This is a genomic window from Lichenihabitans sp. PAMC28606, assembly GCF_020616535.1.
In the GTDB taxonomy this organism is placed as follows: Bacteria; Pseudomonadota; Alphaproteobacteria; order Rhizobiales; family Beijerinckiaceae; genus Lichenihabitans; species Lichenihabitans psoromatis.
The window spans coordinates 830,514-845,831 of record NZ_CP085136.1; the positions used below are offsets into that span (position 1 = coordinate 830,514).

Consider the following 15,318-nt stretch of genomic DNA (forward strand, 5'->3'; position numbering starts at 1 on the left):
CCCCAGCCGTTCGGCCGAAGAACGAAACGAGGGTCGCTTATTGCGACTTCGGCGCCTCAGGCGTGGCCGGAACGGCCGGCGCGGTGGGAGCCGCGGGCGCGGTCGAATTACGTTGCTGCTCGAGCCGCTTCAACTGGTCAAGCGGGGTACCGCCCTGAACCGGAGCAGTCGTCGTGACACCCGCCGGAACGGCCGTGTCGAGGATTGATTTAGGGGCGCGGTTGTAGCTCGCGATGATCGAGAGCGATAAGCTGGTGACAAAAAACAAACCGGCCAGGATCGCGGTCGCGCGCGTCAAGGCATTCGCCTGTCCGCGGCCGGTCATGAAGCCCCCGCCCCCACCGACCCCGAGCGCGCCACCTTCGGACCGTTGCAGAAGGACGCTGGCGACCAACGCCACAACGATCATCAGATGAAACACGATCAAAACGGTTTGCATGAAGGAGCTCGAAACGCAGGCCTGCCCGCAACGGACGCACGAAGCGCCCCGTTACGATGACGGAGGTGTCGGCGCGGGTTTTACACGATGGCACCCGCTAAGCAAACAATTCCGAGCCGAAGCCGGCTGCGCGCCCATCAGGCATAGACCGAGGCGATGGCCAGAAAATCTTTTGCCTTGAGGCTCGCGCCGCCGATGAGCGCGCCATCCACATTATCGATCCGCATCAGGTTCTCGGCATTATCGGGCTTCACCGATCCGCCATAGAGAATGCGAAGCGCGTCACCTCCGTGCGGCAGCAACGCTTTGAGCTGGGCGCGGAAGAAGGCATGCATCGCCGCAACGTCATCGACCGTCGGGACAAGCCCTGTGCCGATCGCCCACACCGGTTCGTAGGCCAGGATGGTGTTGTCAAGTGTGGCGCCGGGCGGCAACGAGCCTTCGAGTTGTGCGCCGCAGATCTCGAGAGCGTGGCCCGCGTCGCGCTGCGGACGGGTCTCGCCGACGCAGATGATTGCGGTCAGGCCGGCGCGATATGCCGCTTCCGCCTTGGCACGAACCACGGTGTTGGTCTCACCATGGTCGGCACGACGCTCGGAATGCCCGACGATCACCAAGCTCGCGCCCGAGTCGCGGAGCATCTCAGCCGCGAGATCACCCGTGTGGGCGCCGAACGTCTCGGCAGAGCAGTCCTGGCCGCCGACGAGAAGATGCTGACCCGCGATTTCGGCGCCACGCGCCAACAGCGTCGCGGGCAGGCAGATGGCACAAGCAGCGGTCCCGGCGGCACCTCCGGCAACCCCCTCGGCGATCGCCTTCAGCTCCGCCAAGGACGCCGAAACGCCGTTCATCTTCCAATTTCCGGCCACGAGTGCGTTGCGCGAGATCGCCATGGTTCCGTCCTGATCCTCCGTCATGATTCTTGGCCGCGATCACAGCGGCTTGGTCCGACGCAACGCAACTTTATGCAAACAGCAGCTATCCGGCTCGCAAGCCGCCCGCAAGAGTGCAACATAACGGACTGATCGATTCGGTCCGTCGACGGATGACGCGGTTGGATTGTCGACGGCTATCGTACAAGCATCATGCCTCCGAGGCGCGGCCGCCCGGATTTTGACGATCGAGACGATATGCTTCTGCAGACACCAGCGCCCAAGAGCGACACACTCGAAACCGATCAAATGGCGCGCGCGCTGGCCTCGTTCGTCAGGGCGGAATTCGAGGCACCTGTCCACGTCGTCGCGGGCTTTGTCGATCTCCTGATCGAGGATGCCCACCGAGACGGGATGGATCACTATCTCTCTGACCTCGCCAAGATCAAAGTCGCGAGCGACCGGCTCGACCAAATGGTGGTTGGCCTTCTCGATGGCGTGCACGAAGGCTTGCCTCTCGCGGGACGCGAGATCGAAGCCATGTCGAGCAAGCTGCGCCACGATCTCCGCACGCCGATCACGGCGATCCTCGGTTACGGCGAGTTGCTGAGCGAGGAAGCGCGTGACAACGGAGACGACGCCTTTTGCGGCACGATCGACGGCATGGTCGACGCGTCCCGCCGCTTGCTGGGGCAGATCGATGGCATGATGCACCTGCTGCGGGGGCAAGGGTTGACGCCGACGACCGTCGAGGAAACGCCAGCAGAGCCGCCGAAGCTGCAACAGGCTGTCGAGGCAATCCGTGCCGTGTTGTTCGACCAGCACGTTTTGCAGCCGAAGACCGTCGGTCGCATCTTGGTGGTCGACGATAATGTTTCCAACCTCGATCTTCTCTCGCGCCGTCTCACCCGCGACGGGCATTCCGTCGAGTTATGCGATTCTGGCGAAGGCGCACTCGCCAAGCTGAAGAGCGAGCCGTTCGACCTCGTTCTTCTCGATCTCATCATGCCCGGGATGAATGGCATCGACGTCTTGCGGCAGCTTCGTTCCGACAGCGCGACGCGGCAACTCCCGGTCGTGATGATCTCGGCCATGGACGAGGTCGATGGTGCCGTTCGCTGCATCGAGGCTGGAGCGGACGATTTTCTCTCGAAGCCGCTCAACCCCGTGCTGCTGCAAGCCCGCATCAACGCAGCGCTTGAACGAAAGCTGCTGCGGGAGCGCGAGGCCGCCATCACCGAGCGGCTCCAAGCCGAACGTGAGCGCTCGGAAAACCTCCTTCGCAACGTGTTGCCGGCGTCGGTGGTGGATCGACTGCGGGCCGGCGAAACCGTGATCGCGGACCATTATGCCGACGTCTCGATCCTGTTTTGCGACCTCGTCGGCTTCACGGCGCTTGCCTCGCGGCTCAGCCCGGGCGAGACGCTGGATCTCCTCAACGGCATCTTCTCCGAATTTGACCGCTTGGCCGCGCTGAACGGATTGGAAAAGATCAAGACGATCGGCGACGCCTATATGGTGGCTGGCGGTCTCCCGCAGGAGCTGCCGGACCATGCCGCGCTGGTGGCCGCGATGGCCTTGGAAATGCCCGCCGTCGTGGCGGCGGCGAGCCGCTCCGCTGGCGAGCCGTTGAACGTGCGGCTCGGCATGCACACTGGTCCCGTCGTCGCCGGCATCATCGGCACCCACAAATTCGTCTACGATGTGTGGGGCGACACGGTGAATACGGCAAGCCGGATGGAGCGCTACGGCACGCCGGGGCGCGTTCACATCACGCAGGCAACGCGCGACGTCCTCGGCGCGCGCTACACCTATGAGGCCTTGCCCCCCATGAGCATCAAGGGCAAAGGCATCATGGAAACGTATTTGATCCGCTGACGCTCTAAAGCGGTCACATCTTCAAGGCGCAATACGCCGGACGGAGGCCATGCCAACACTCGATCCCTCTTATCTCGCGCTGCTCGAGCGCATCGCGAGCGCGCTCGACCGCATGACTCCTCCGGCCGCGACCGATCCCGATTTCGATGCGGCGGACGCGTTCGTCTGGTCGGCGTCGATGTCGGAATTACAACCTGTGCGGCGCGTCAACAAGGTCGACGTCGAGCTGCTGCGCGGCATCGACCGGGTTCGCGATCAGTTGCTCGACAACACGCTGCGGTTTGCCAAGGGTTTGCCGGCCAATAACGCGCTACTCTGGGGCGCCCGGGGCATGGGCAAATCATCGCTGGTGAAGGCCGCTCATGCGGAAATCAACGCAAGTGGCGCAAAACGTCGACTGAAATTGATCGAGATCCATCGCGAGGACATCGACTCGCTACCGGTGTTGATGGGCCTGCTTCGTGAAGCGCCACATGCCTTCATCTTATTTTGCGACGACTTGTCGTTCGATGGCGACGACACGTCCTACAAGTCGTTGAAGGCGGTGCTCGAAGGCGGTATCGAAGGGCGACCCGACAATGTCCTCTTTTATGCAACCTCGAATCGGCGGCACCTGATGCCCCGCGACATGATGGACAACGAACGCTCGACCGCGATCAACCCCGGCGAGGCGGTGGAGGAGAAGGTGTCGCTGAGCGACCGCTTCGGCCTCTGGCTCGGTTTCCACAAATGCTCGCAGGACGAATATCTCGAGATGGTCCGCGCCTATGCCGATAAATTCGGCTTGGATGTTCCGGACGACCGTCTCGTGGCCGAAGCGCTGGAATGGTCGACGACACGCGGCGCTCGCTCGGGCCGCACCGCATGGCAATTCATCCAAGATCTCGCAGGGCGTCTCGGAATGACGATCACGACGTCATAGCTTGCCCAAGATGCTGTGAAGGCGCGGCAGGCCGCCAGAATCAGCAAGGCGGCAGGCCGCCAGAATCAGCAAGGCGGCAGGCCTTTCCTTGGACCTGCCGCCTCATGTCGCTTCCCAGGTTTCGTGTCTCGCGGAACCTCGGAAGCTTGCCGGACGACGGGGCCCTCGGGGCTCAGTCGAATGGGTTGGCGGGGCGCTAAAGCCCGGCCAAATAGCTGGTGGGGTCGACCGGAGTCGAACCCTTCCGCAGCTCAAAATGCAGCTGCGGCGAGGCGACATTGCCGGATTGGCCGGATTTCGCGATCGTTTGACCGCGCTTGACCTGATCGCCGCGTTTGACGTCAAGTTCGCCATTATTGGCATAGGCGGTCACGAAGCCATTCGGATGCCGGATCAGAACGAGATTGCCGTATCCCTTCAATTCGCTCCCCGCGTAGGCAACCGTGCCGTTCTCGGCCGCCTTGACCGAGGTGCCTTCCGGCACCGCGATGTTGATGCCGTCATTGCCGCCGCTACCACCCTTGAAACCCTGGATGATGCGGCCGCGGGCGGGCCAGCGGAACTCAGGATTACCCGACGCATCGGTTGCCGGCGCGGCAGCCGCGACGCTGGCCGTGGGCGCCGGATCAACCTGCTTCGCCGCTGCGGGAGCGCTCGGAGCAGCTTCGAGCGAGGCCGTGCGAACGGCGGCAGGAGCCTTGGTCGCAGGAAGCGCCTTGAGGGCTGCGGTCTTGACCGGAACCATCTTCGCGGTTGCAGGCTCCGCCTTCTCGGTCCGAGCGGTCTTTTCCGCCTTCTTCTCGGCGTCGGCAGTCCTCGCTTCGGCTTTCGCAGCCTTGACCCGCTCGGCGATTGTCACTCTTTCAGACACGATGCGCGGCGCGGCGGCCACGACACGGGCCTGAGCGGCTTCATGCGCCGGTGCTCGCTCGGCCGCAGCCGCCATGCGCTCGGCTTTCGGCTTCAGCAACTCGGCCTTGGCAAGCCTGCGATCGGCCATTTTGCGCGGTGCGGGCTGCTCGGTTACGCGCTGGGGCTCCTGACGTGCTTCGCGGACAGGCTCGTTCCGGGCAGGCTCGTTCCGGATCGGTTCGGCCCGCGCGACCTGAGGCTCGGGCCGTTGAGCGGCTGCGACCGCGTTATAGACAGGAATCGTTATGCGGCTACCAGGCCGGACGTCAGCCGATGTCCGCAGGCCATTGGTTTGCAGCAGAGCCGTCGGCGGCACACCATAGCGCTTCGATAACAGGTCGGCGCTCTCGCCGGGTCCAACCGTCACGGCAACGCCGCCCGACGAGGTCCAGCCGCCATAGGACGAGCCGGAAGCCGTGCGAACAGGAGCCGGCTCGATCGAGCCCGTCGTCTCGTGGCTGACCGGTGCATTGTACGACGTCATCAGGCGCGGACGAAGTGGCTCGGCCGCGGCGACCGACGAGGTCGGCGCGGAGAGTGCGCGGCTCATGACAGGGGGGGAGCGACCCGCCGGGATGGTTCGGCCGTGCATCGGCGCGGGAGCCGGCTCGTTCGACGCGGTCGCAAAAGGATTGGAGAACGGATCCGTCAACCGTGTGGAGTCGGTCGAGCAACCTGCCATCAAGGCCGCCACGGCGCCGACGGCACAGAATTGGAGGGCAAGGCGGCCATGCCCGAAGGGCGCAATCTTACTCATCAGCGAAACCCATCCACGAACCCGTCGTCACTGAGGATGATTAAAGACCGGGGGGGTTAAGGGACGGTTTAAGATGAATCGAAACCGTCGATTTTGACGAAATCTCGTGGGCCTTAAGATTTGAGCCACACGAATGCCATGATGAGTTGCGGATCGGCGCGTCTAGCCGACGTCACAAAACCGCGGATCGCCCCTTGCAGGCGCCCTGCAATCGCGAGGGGCGAATGGCCGTTTCGAGCGGACCGCCATCACGGTCGAGCGTGATCCGCATGAGAGTTTGCGATCGCCGCCGTTCTTGGGTCGATGCCAGATTTTCAGCGTAGATGAGGGTACCGCCCGGCGCTAATCGTCCGAGCAGCGACAAAGGCGCTTCGTCGAGCCCGGCATGAACGACGATCCGATCGAACGATCCCAGCTTTTGATGCGGGTCGAGACCGTCCTCCCAGTCGATCGTCGCATTGGTGATGCCAAGCCGATCGAGCCGCGCACAGGCTTCGATCGCGAGATCCTGAAACCGTTCCATTGCCACCACGTCCCGCACGAGGCGCGACAAAATCGCGGTCGTGTAACCCGTTCCAGCACCGACCTCGAGCACGCGGCACTGCGGTGTACAGGAGAGTGCCTCGAGCACAGAGGCGACGAAACTTGGCTCGGGCATGGTCTGCCCGCATCCGATTGGCAAAGCGATGTCGCGGCCCGCGAGATCGGCATAGCGGTGGGGAACGAAGATGGCGCGCGGCACGGCTTCCATGGCGCGTAAAAGCGCGAGGTCCCGTATGCCCGAGGCCCGCAGGCGGAGCAAAAACGACGCGGTTGCCTCAGCCGATCTCCGCTCGGGGTCGTCTCGATCGACGATGCCGGGGGGGAGCGACCATGTCATGGCTCAGGCCAGCCAGAATTTCACGCGAAAACTTCCGCATACCGTTGCAAAGACGCGTGATGGGTCAGATCAAGCCGCAACGGCGTGATCGAGATGGCGTGGCGTGCCAGAGCTTCGAGATCGGTCCCCTCCCCCGGCGTGACCCCATCTCGCGCGAAGCCGATCCAGTAATAGGCGTTGCCGCGCCCATCCTGACGCTCGTCGATATGGACAAGATCGCTGCCGCGCTGTCCCTGCTTCGTCACCGCCACCCCGCGTACCGCATCAGGAGCGCAATCGGGGAAGTTGATGTTCACCAACGTGCCGCCTGCGATGGTCTCGTCCAGCAATTTGCGGATCAAAGCCGGGGCATGCGCTTCGGCACAGTCCCAGAACGGGTTCTTACGGCCGGTCGTGGGACCATAGGCCTGGCTCATCGCAATCGAGGGAATGCCGAGGAGCGTGCCTTCCATGGCGCCCGCGATGGTGCCCGAATAGGTCACGTCTTCCGCAACATTCTGGCCGCGATTGACACCCGACAGGATGAGATCGGGCCTCCGATCTTTCAGGATCGCCTTAACGGCCATGATGACGCAATCGGTCGGCGTGCCCTTCAGGGCGAAATGCTGCGGACTGATTTCGCGCAACCGCAACGGATCGGAAAGCGACAGCGAATGCGCCACGCCCGACTGATCCGTTTCGGGCGCCACCACGACGACATCGTCCGTCAGGCTGCGGGCGATCCGCTCCATGACGGCCAAACCAGGCGCATGGATTCCGTCGTCGTTGGTGATCAGAATGCGCATGTCAGTCCTTTCGGAGGGGATGGAGCACCTCGATGCCTCCCATATAGGGCCGCAACACCTCAGGCACCGTGACGCTTCCGTCCGGATTCTGGTAATTTTCGAGAACTGCGACGAGCGCACGGCCGACCGCGACTCCCGATCCGTTCAGCGTATGAACGAAGCGCGTCGCTTTCGCGCCGGCGGGACGGTAGCGCGCGTCCATGCGCCGGGCCTGAAAGTCGCCGCAGACCGAGCAGGAGGAGATCTCGCGATATTTCCCCTGCCCCGGCAGCCAGACCTCGAGATCGTATGTTTTCACCGACGCGAATCCCATGTCGCCGGTGCAAAGCAACATGACCCGGTAAGGCAAGCCAAGCTTTTGCAGCACGGCCTCGGCACAGCCGGTCATCCGCTCGTGCTCCTCACGCGAGGTTTCGGGTGTTGTGATCGACACCATTTCGACCTTGGTAAATTGATGCTGTCGAATCATGCCGCGTGTGTCGCGTCCGGCCGACCCTGCTTCGGCCCGAAAGCAATTGGTCAATGCCGTGAGCCGCATCGGCAACTGCTTGTCGTCAACGATGCTGTCGCGCACCAGATTGGTGAGCGGGACCTCGCCGGTTGGAATCAGCCACAACTCATCGCCGGCCCGGAACTGGTCGTCTCGAAATTTTGGCAATTGCGCGGTGCCAACCATCGCGTCGTCACGCACCAGCAGCGGCGGATCGATCTCCTGATAGCCGTGCTGATCGGTGTGTAGATCGAGCATGAACTGCCCGAGGGCACGATGGAGCCGCGCCAAGCCGCCACGCAGCACCACGAATCGCGCGCCGGACATCTTGGCGGCCGCCTCGAAATCCATGAGGCCGAGCGTTTCACCGACCTCGAAATGTTCACGCGCAGGGCTATCGTCCGGAAACGAGCGAGGCTCGCCATGACGACGAATCTCGACATTGTCATGTTCGTCCCGACCACGCGGCACGTCGGCATCGGGAATATTTGGAATTTCGAGCAGGGCGGTCTGCAAGGCCGCAACCGCCTCGCGCTCCTCCGCTTCATAGGTCGCCGAGGAGGCTTTCAGGCTCGCAACCTCGGCTTTCAAGTCATCGGCGCGCGCCATGTCCTTGCGGCCCATGGCTTGGCCGATTTCCTTGGCGGCCGCGTTACGCCGCTCTTGAGTCGATTGGGATTTCGCGATTGCCGCCTTGCGGATGTCATCGAGTCCCAACAACGTCGCGCTGAGCGCATCGAGGCCTCGAAGCTCCCTGCCGTGATCGAAAGCCTCGGGATTCTCGCGGATCCACTTGATGTCGTACATTGCGATCTATGCGCCCTATGAGATCACGGGCGGCCGAAGCGCCCGCGATCGATCAAACCGACGGAGACGTCAGCGAGGCGCGCCCCGCTCTCGTCTCGCGCGTCGGTCTTATCAGGTCGAACGATCTGCCGCAGCTTTCCTGGCGCGTGATTTCTCGATCATGCTGACAGCGATGACGGCGCCCTCGTAGAGAACCAGCATCGGCACCGCCAGCGACATCATCGAGATCACGTCGGGCGGTGTCAGGATCGCGGCCGCGATCGCGACGATGACGATCGCAAAACGGCGTTTCGATCGCAGGAATGCGGCATCGATGACGCCGATCTGACCCAGCAGCGTTAAAATGACCGGAAGCTGAAACGCGATCCCGAAAGCGAAGATCAGTGTCATGATGAGAGAGAGATATTCGCTGACCTTCGGCAGCAACTCGATCGTCGCTTCGCCAGGCACGTTGACCTGCGTGTAGCTGACAGAAAAGCGGATCAGCAGCGGTAGAACGACGAAATAGACCAGCAAGGCCCCAAGAACGAAGAACAGCGGGGTCGCGACCAGATACGGCACGAAGGCATTCTTCTCGTGCTTATACAGCCCGGGCGCGACGAACATGTAGATTTGCGTCGCGATGATCGGGAAAGCGATGACGGCAGCGCCGAACATCGACAGCTTCATGTTGGTAAAGAATTGCTCGAGAAAATGCGTCGCGATCAGCTTCGCATTCTCTACCCCGACCACCGCGACGAAGGGATAGACCAAGATATTGTAGATGTGCTTCGAGAAATAGAAGCAGATCACGAAGGCGACCAGGAACGCGATCACCGACTTGATCAGGCGCGAGCGCAGCTCGATCAAATGCTCCATCAAGGGAGCTTTGGAGGCCTCGATGTCGTCGATCGGCACGGTCGTCATTGTTCGGTCGCCTCGTGCCGACGAATCCGCACGGTCCTGGCGCGCAGGCCGAGATCGGCCTGCGCCTCTTGACGCAGCGCCGCGGCCCCGACGCGTCGCTTCGGGAGAACGATCTTCCGCTTGCGCGAGGGCCCATCCCCAACCGACGTCATGTCGTCCGCCAGAGCGCCGTTGACAGTAGAAGGAGCAGCGACGATCGCAGCATCAAGAACGGCCATAGGCGATTCGATCATAGGCTGCTCGATCGCGGGGTGATGGCTAATCGCCTCGGTCACGGCGTTCTGCTCGACCACGGGCGCGAATCCGGCGGCAGCCGCCGTTGCGCTCACATCGTCAGCGATCCCGTCGGATTGATGCGGGAGCGAAAAACCGTCGGTCGCGGCCGATGTTGGCGGCGCAAGGAGCGGACCGGACGGGGTCACCGCATTGGTCAATTCACTTTGAATGACGCGGACGGGGTCGAAATGGACCTTGAGATCAGCTTGGCTGGTCATCTTGGCCATTTCGTCGCGGATGTCCTGAATGTCGGCCTCTTTCATGGCATCCATGAACTGGCCCTGGAACTCGCTCGCCATCCGACGCAACCGACCGACAGCCTGCCCCACTTGCCTCAGCACGCGCGGCAGATCCTTCGGGCCGATCACGACCAACGCGACCACGCCGATGATCAGAAGCTTTCCGGCGTCGAAATCGAACATGGATACTCAAGTCGTCGTAAGAAGATGAGCCTCACGGCGAGATCGCCCAAGGCTGCCGGCGGCGAAGCGGTCGGATCAAACGACCCGATGCGTTTCCGTGGTCTTCTCGATCGGCTTGCCCTGATGATCGATCGAACGAACCTGATCGACATTGACGGGCGTCACGGGCGTGATCGGTGCTTTGGCGTCAGCCACGTCGTCGTCGGCCATGCCCTTCTTGAAGGACTTGATGCCCTTGGCGAAGTCACCCATCAAATCGGAGACCTTGCCCTTACCGCCGAACAGCAGCAGAAGCACGCCGCCGACGATGATCCAGTGCCAAATGCTCATACCACCCATCGACGCAACCCTCAGGCAATGTCGTCACCGCTCGCCGAGACGGCAGCAGGACTCTTGACCGCAACCTAAGCGTCAAACGGGGCAAAAACAAGCGCGCGCGGCATCCTGCGCCGCTTAGAGGCGGTAGCGGATCTGATCCGTCCAGAAGCGCTCGAGACGCGTCAAAGCCTGGTTGAGCTTAGCGAATTCGTCGCCCGAAATTCCGCCGATCTGCTCCACGGTCGTGACATGCTTTTCATAGAGCGACGTGACGATATTGTGAATGTCCTGCCCTTTTTCGGTCAGGCTGATCCGCACCGAACGCCGATCGATGCGCGACCGGGCGTGGTGAAGATAGCCCATTTCGACCAGCTTCTTGACGTTGTAGGACACGTTCGAGCCGAGATAGTAGCCGCGGGTGCGGAGTTCGCCGGCCGTCAGTTCCTTGTCGCCGATGTTATAGAGCAGCAGCGCCTGGACCGAATTGACGTCGTTGCGACCACGCCGGTCGAACTCGTCCTTGATGACGTCGAGAAGCCGGCGATGCAGCCGCTCCACCATGGTGAGCGCTTCGAGATAGACCGGACGAACGTCGTTGATCCGCTCGCTTCGGGTCTGTGCCACATCAACTTTAGCAACCGTTGCCATTCGACGCCCCATGTCTGATCTGCGAGGCGGCTCTACCGGCCCCCTTCGCTCTGATCCAAGAAATAGGCTAAGCGCATGAAGACGAGTTTAAACAACAGAATGAACGCAGCGTTTACTCGTTTGGGTAAATCGAAAGTGAAGTAGCCGATTTCTAAAAGCGTGTATTTAAATTAAATACATCGATTAATTGTTTGGTTTCCTTACCGCCATTGCTCGTGAAGACTTGTTAAACATAAGCCGCGTTCTCGCGAGCCGCCTGATACGTAAGCAGGAAGTAAACGATCACCAGAACGACATCGACGACACCGACCACAAGGTCGAAATCAAAGAAGCCAGGCAGGATCAGGATCGTGAGCCATTGCGCCGCAACCGTGACCAGCCAGACGACCCCGCCCCAGGCCGCCGCCAGCCATAGTCCCACGGCCGCGACGAGATCAATCACCGCAAAAAACATGACGGCCGCGACCCCGATCGAGGTCATCGTACTCAAGGTCGCGGTCGAGTCCGCGTCGCTGGATAGAACAGACCACCAATGCAGCAGGCCTTGCAGGACCCAAAGGAGCGAGAGCAGCCGCATGAACCACACCAACAACGTGCCAAAACGCGTCTCCGCGCCGGACCGCTCGGCCGAACCGATCTTGATGGCCGGGAGCGGGGGCTTGTAGCGCGGCGTGTTGGACACTGACTTCACGCTTCGGGCGTCCTCTCGTTCGATCGTCGCTGCACATGCAGACGCGATGCTCGGAAGAGATGGTCGGACCCACATTTGTCAAGTGCGCGCCCCGATCGATCGGCGCGACGATCCCCTCCGCCTCCATCCAGCGTCTTTTCGTCAAACCACAGGCTATGCTAGGTTTGAAGCATTATAAGAAGGCCGAGAGGCGGAGATCACCATGTTGCATCGCGTCGAGGACGACCGGAATGGCCGGCCCGAGCAGCGCCCGAGAGCGCATTTGGAACTCTCCCACCGCCCCCGCCGCAACCGCAAATCGGAGTGGGCGCGTCGGCTGGTGCGGGAAAATGTACTGACGACCGATGACCTGATCTGGCCGATGTTCCTTGTCGAAGGCAGCGGGCGCCGGGACGCCATCGCTTCGATGCCGGGTATTGACCGCTTTTCGGTCGATGAGGCGGTGCGGGCCGCCGTTCGGGCGCGGGAACTCGATATTCCGGCAATCGCCTTGTTCCCCAATACGGCGCCGACGCTGCGCGACGCCATCGGCTCCGAAGCGCTGAACGATCAGAACCTCGTTTGTCAGGCATGCCGCGCCATCAAGGCGGAGGTGCCGGACCTCGGCATCGTGGCCGATGCGGCGCTCGATCCCTACACGAGCCACGGGCACGATGGGATCATGCATGGCGAAGAGATCCTCAATGATGCGACGGTCGACCTCTTGGTCGCGCAGGCCATCAACCAGGCTCGATCGGGTGCCGATATCATCGCGCCCTCGGACATGATGGATGGCCGCGTCGCCGCGATCCGGGCCGGGCTCGATGCCGAGGGCTTCGACGACGTGCAGATCATGAGCTACGCGGCAAAATATGCGTCGGCATTCTATGGGCCGTTCCGCGACGCGATTGGCACCAGCACGACCTTGATCGGCGACAAGCGGACGTATCAGATGGATTCGGCCAATAGCGACGAAGCCATGCGAGAGGTCGCGCATGACCTCGCCGAAGGCGCCGACATGATCATGGTCAAGCCGGGCATGCCCTATCTCGATATCGTGCAGCGCGTGAAGGCGGAGTTTAGCGTCCCGACCTTCGCGTATCAGGTGTCAGGCGAATATGCGATGATCGCGGGCGCGGCGCGGAACGGCTGGATCGACGGCCCGCGCGCCATGATGGAGAGCCTCATCGCCTTTAAACGCGCGGGGGCCGACGGCATTCTCACTTATTTCGCCCTCGAGGCGGCCGAGCGGCTGCGCGCGGGTTAAACATCGTCGCCGCAATCAGCGTGTCGCACCATCGCCCTATTGGTTGGCCGTCGACGAAAGCATTGCTTTCGTCACCAGGGACATCCAGCAATTTGAGGGGACCGACATGCGATCGAAAACAAGAACGTTGAGCGACCTCTTCATGCATACGCTGAAGGATGTCTATTACGCCGAACGGCATATCGGCAAAACCTTGCCGAAATTGGCGAAATCCGCAGATTCGGATGAGCTGAAGCAGGCGTTCGAGCAGCATCGTGACGAAACCCATGCGCAGATCGAACGACTCGAACAGGTCTTCGAGCTGCTCGGCAAGAAGGTCCAGAGCGTGCCGTGCGAGGCGATCCAAGGCATCATCGAGGAAGCCAAGGACGTCATGGACGAGTTCGAGGGCAGCCCGGCGCTGGATGCTGGGCTGATCGCGGCCGCGCAAGCCATCGAACATTACGAAATCGCACGCTATGGCGCGCTTCGCTCCTGGGCATCGCAGTTGGGGCTGAATCAGGTTGCGACCTTGCTCGAGGAAACGCTGGCCGAAGAAAAGCACGCTGATGCTCGCTTGAGCGAGTTGGGCGAGCGGCTGAACGGCGCGCAAGGCGGACATGACGCGACGTCGGATGCGCTGAGCGAAAGCCACACCGACACGAAGACCACCGAACACTAGTGGCCTCGCAGCCCGATCGTCGATGCCGCTTTCTATTCGAGGCGGCTCGACTACGATCGGGTCATGAAACTCCCGGTCCGTGTCTGCGTCCTGGTCCCCCTGGTCGTGATGGCCCTCTCGCTTGGCGCCTGCACGCCCGCGTTGGATCGAGATCAGGCGCGAATGTGCCGGATGGTCATCGAAGCGATGACGGACGATGCCGCCGTCACCATCATGCATCAATCCCTCGTCGTCGCCGGGCCTGATCCCACGATCCGCGTTGACTATCGGCTCAGCGACGAGGCCGCCTACGCAACCGCCCGTTGGGTCCAATGCAGCTTCGACAATGGTGCCCGACGACTCTCGCTGACCGCGCTGCGGACCGAAACGGGACCCTTGTCAGAGCCGCGCGTCTTCATGCTCAACCGGTTCTGGCTCGAATCGAGCGATCGCGTGCCGAACGACCCCTTGCCCATCGCCGGCGCCGAGAATGCCGTCGTGCTTCCGGTCGAAATTGGCTATTGGCTGCAGCAACTCGTCAACGCCTGTCCATCATGTGCGGTCTATGGCCTGTTGGCGGCCGCCTACTCGCTCGTCTATGGGCTGATCGGTCGGATCAATCTCGCTTTCGGGGCCTTTGCGGCGATCGGTGGACTTGCGGCGCTCATCGTCGTCTTGGGCTTGAGCGGATGGCCGGTCTGGCTGATCCTGCCTGTTTCGATCTGTATCGCGATCCTGTGTACGCTCTGTCACGGGCTGGCGATCAGTCGGCTCGTTTTTCAGCCCCTCCAGGGCGCAACCGGGCAACAGGGCTTAGTTGCGACAGTCGGCTTGTCCCTGTTTCTGGGTGAGTATTTGCGGCTGGTCCAAGGCAGCCAAGCGCGCTGGATCGTACCGATGCTCGATACCCCACAAGCGCTCGCCAGGGACGACGCCTTCACGGTCACGGTCACGCCGATCGCGGTGCTGGTCAGTCTCGTGGCGGGCGTTGCGGCGGCGGCACTTCTTCGCGCCATGACGTCTTCGCGGTTTGGCCGGGAATGGCGGGCCTTCAGCGACGACCCGCAAGCCGCCGCCCTGTTTGGCATCGGCCGCAATCGGATCGTGGCTCAAACCTTCGCGCTCGCCTCGGCCCTGGCCGGACTCGCCGGTGCCATTACGATACTCATGTTCGGCGACTTCAGCGTCGCGTTTGCGACAACGCTCGGTTTGAAGGCGTTGACCGCCGCCGTGCTGGGCGGCATCGGCTCGGTGCCGGGCGCGTTTCTCGGCGGCCTGTTCGTCGGGATGATCGAGTCGGGATGGTCTGCCGCGTTCCCGATCGTCTATCGCGACCTTGCGGTCTATGGTGTGCTGGTCGCCACCCTGATCTGGCGCCCTGGTGGATTTTTGGGGTTCCCGACCCTCGTGCCGCGTCGCGTGTAGCGGC

General features: G+C 62.3%; 16 protein-coding genes. 5 read left to right on the forward strand and 11 right to left on the reverse strand.

The annotated features are described in order from the left end of the window. Positions 1–37: 37 nt before the first annotated feature. Together secG and tpiA are read right to left on the reverse strand one after the other, a co-directional pair. The gene (gene secG / locus LGH83_RS03895; RefSeq protein WP_131117581.1) at positions 38–439 is read right to left on the reverse strand and encodes a preprotein translocase subunit SecG; all 402 of its coding nucleotides are present in this window, start codon (positions 437–439) and stop codon (positions 38–40) included. Positions 440–576: 137 nt separating this feature from the next. Next, positions 577–1,356 carry a triose-phosphate isomerase gene (tpiA, locus tag LGH83_RS03900; RefSeq protein WP_227400691.1) on the reverse strand — a complete coding sequence of 260 codons (780 nt, stop codon included), beginning with the start codon at positions 1,354–1,356 and terminating at the stop codon, positions 577–579. 213 nt (positions 1,357–1,569) lie between these two features. On the opposite strand from tpiA, the gene LGH83_RS03905 reads away from it, so the two are divergent. Both LGH83_RS03905 and LGH83_RS03910 read left to right on the forward strand, forming a co-directional pair. Next, a complete protein-coding gene (locus LGH83_RS03905; protein WP_227400692.1) occupies positions 1,570–3,189 on the forward strand; it encodes an adenylate/guanylate cyclase domain-containing protein in 1,620 nt (539 codons plus the stop codon). A gap of 49 nt (positions 3,190–3,238) precedes the next feature. Then, positions 3,239–4,111, forward strand: a complete 873-nt coding sequence (locus LGH83_RS03910; protein WP_227400693.1) for an ATP-binding protein — start codon at positions 3,239–3,241, stop codon at positions 4,109–4,111. A gap of 196 nt (positions 4,112–4,307) precedes the next feature. On the opposite strand, the gene LGH83_RS03915 is transcribed toward LGH83_RS03910, so the two are convergent. The 9 genes from LGH83_RS03915 to LGH83_RS03955 all read right to left on the reverse strand — a co-directional run bounded on the left by LGH83_RS03915 (position 4,308) and on the right by LGH83_RS03955 (position 12,003). Beyond that, positions 4,308–5,780, reverse strand: a complete 1,473-nt coding sequence (locus LGH83_RS03915; RefSeq protein WP_227400694.1) for a peptidoglycan DD-metalloendopeptidase family protein — start codon at positions 5,778–5,780, stop codon at positions 4,308–4,310. A gap of 172 nt (positions 5,781–5,952) precedes the next feature. Then, positions 5,953–6,660 (reverse strand): protein-L-isoaspartate O-methyltransferase family protein, encoded by a 708-nt coding sequence (locus LGH83_RS03920; RefSeq protein WP_227400695.1) that lies wholly within the window; start codon positions 6,658–6,660, stop codon positions 5,953–5,955. Between the two features lie 20 nt (positions 6,661–6,680). Further along, entirely contained in the window at positions 6,681–7,445 is a 765-nt protein-coding gene (gene surE / locus LGH83_RS03925; protein ID WP_131193834.1) for a 5'/3'-nucleotidase SurE, read from the reverse strand. Between the two features lies 1 nt (position 7,446). Next, a complete protein-coding gene (gene serS / locus LGH83_RS03930; protein WP_227400696.1) occupies positions 7,447–8,742 on the reverse strand; it encodes a serine--tRNA ligase in 1,296 nt (431 codons plus the stop codon). Between the two features lie 111 nt (positions 8,743–8,853). After that, positions 8,854–9,648, reverse strand: a complete 795-nt coding sequence (tatC, locus tag LGH83_RS03935) for a twin-arginine translocase subunit TatC (RefSeq protein WP_131117604.1) — start codon at positions 9,646–9,648, stop codon at positions 8,854–8,856. Then, a complete protein-coding gene (gene tatB, locus LGH83_RS03940; RefSeq protein WP_227400697.1) occupies positions 9,645–10,346 on the reverse strand; it encodes a Sec-independent protein translocase protein TatB in 702 nt (233 codons plus the stop codon). The genes tatC and tatB overlap by 4 nt, the downstream gene beginning before the upstream one ends. 75 nt (positions 10,347–10,421) lie before the next feature. Further along, complete coding sequence (locus LGH83_RS03945) at positions 10,422–10,685, reverse strand: twin-arginine translocase TatA/TatE family subunit (RefSeq protein ID WP_131117608.1); 264 nt, start codon at positions 10,683–10,685, stop codon at positions 10,422–10,424. A gap of 114 nt (positions 10,686–10,799) precedes the next feature. Beyond that, entirely contained in the window at positions 10,800–11,312 is a 513-nt protein-coding gene (gene ldtR / locus LGH83_RS03950) for a transcriptional regulator LdtR (RefSeq protein ID WP_227400698.1), read from the reverse strand. Between the two features lie 226 nt (positions 11,313–11,538). Next, positions 11,539–12,003 (reverse strand): DUF6163 family protein, encoded by a 465-nt coding sequence (locus LGH83_RS03955; RefSeq protein ID WP_131117613.1) that lies wholly within the window; start codon positions 12,001–12,003, stop codon positions 11,539–11,541. A 202-nt stretch (positions 12,004–12,205) separates the two neighbouring features. On the opposite strand from LGH83_RS03955, the gene hemB reads away from it, so the two are divergent. The 3 genes from hemB (at position 12,206) to LGH83_RS03970 (ending at position 15,314) form a co-directional block, all read left to right on the forward strand. Beyond that, on the forward strand, positions 12,206–13,249 hold the full coding sequence (gene hemB, locus LGH83_RS03960) for a porphobilinogen synthase (RefSeq protein WP_227400699.1): 1,044 nt from the start codon (positions 12,206–12,208) through the stop codon (positions 13,247–13,249). 106 nt (positions 13,250–13,355) lie between these two features. Then, positions 13,356–13,910 carry a ferritin-like domain-containing protein gene (locus LGH83_RS03965; protein WP_227400700.1) on the forward strand — a complete coding sequence of 185 codons (555 nt, stop codon included), beginning with the start codon at positions 13,356–13,358 and terminating at the stop codon, positions 13,908–13,910. A gap of 63 nt (positions 13,911–13,973) precedes the next feature. Beyond that, on the forward strand, positions 13,974–15,314 hold the full coding sequence (locus tag LGH83_RS03970; RefSeq protein ID WP_227400701.1) for a branched-chain amino acid ABC transporter permease: 1,341 nt from the start codon (positions 13,974–13,976) through the stop codon (positions 15,312–15,314). Positions 15,315–15,318: the final 4 nt, after the last annotated feature.

Coding starts and splice junctions, on each gene's coding strand:
- secG (WP_131117581.1), bottom strand. CDS start 439: ATGCAAACCGTTTTGATCGTGTTTCATCTGATGATCGTTGTGGCGTTG.
- tpiA (WP_227400691.1), bottom strand. CDS start 1,356: ATGACGGAGGATCAGGACGGAACCATGGCGATCTCGCGCAACGCACTC.
- LGH83_RS03905 (WP_227400692.1), top strand. CDS start 1,570: ATGCTTCTGCAGACACCAGCGCCCAAGAGCGACACACTCGAAACCGAT.
- LGH83_RS03910 (WP_227400693.1), top strand. CDS start 3,239: ATGCCAACACTCGATCCCTCTTATCTCGCGCTGCTCGAGCGCATCGCG.
- LGH83_RS03915 (WP_227400694.1), bottom strand. CDS start 5,780: ATGAGTAAGATTGCGCCCTTCGGGCATGGCCGCCTTGCCCTCCAATTC.
- LGH83_RS03920 (WP_227400695.1), bottom strand. CDS start 6,660: ATGACATGGTCGCTCCCCCCCGGCATCGTCGATCGAGACGACCCCGAG.
- surE (WP_131193834.1), bottom strand. CDS start 7,445: ATGCGCATTCTGATCACCAACGACGACGGAATCCATGCGCCTGGTTTG.
- serS (WP_227400696.1), bottom strand. CDS start 8,742: ATGTACGACATCAAGTGGATCCGCGAGAATCCCGAGGCTTTCGATCAC.
- tatC (WP_131117604.1), bottom strand. CDS start 9,648: ATGACGACCGTGCCGATCGACGACATCGAGGCCTCCAAAGCTCCCTTG.
- tatB (WP_227400697.1), bottom strand. CDS start 10,346: ATGTTCGATTTCGACGCCGGAAAGCTTCTGATCATCGGCGTGGTCGCG.
- LGH83_RS03945 (WP_131117608.1), bottom strand. CDS start 10,685: ATGGGTGGTATGAGCATTTGGCACTGGATCATCGTCGGCGGCGTGCTT.
- ldtR (WP_227400698.1), bottom strand. CDS start 11,312: ATGGCAACGGTTGCTAAAGTTGATGTGGCACAGACCCGAAGCGAGCGG.
- hemB (WP_227400699.1), top strand. CDS start 12,206: ATGTTGCATCGCGTCGAGGACGACCGGAATGGCCGGCCCGAGCAGCGC.
- LGH83_RS03965 (WP_227400700.1), top strand. CDS start 13,356: ATGCGATCGAAAACAAGAACGTTGAGCGACCTCTTCATGCATACGCTG.
- LGH83_RS03970 (WP_227400701.1), top strand. CDS start 13,974: ATGAAACTCCCGGTCCGTGTCTGCGTCCTGGTCCCCCTGGTCGTGATG.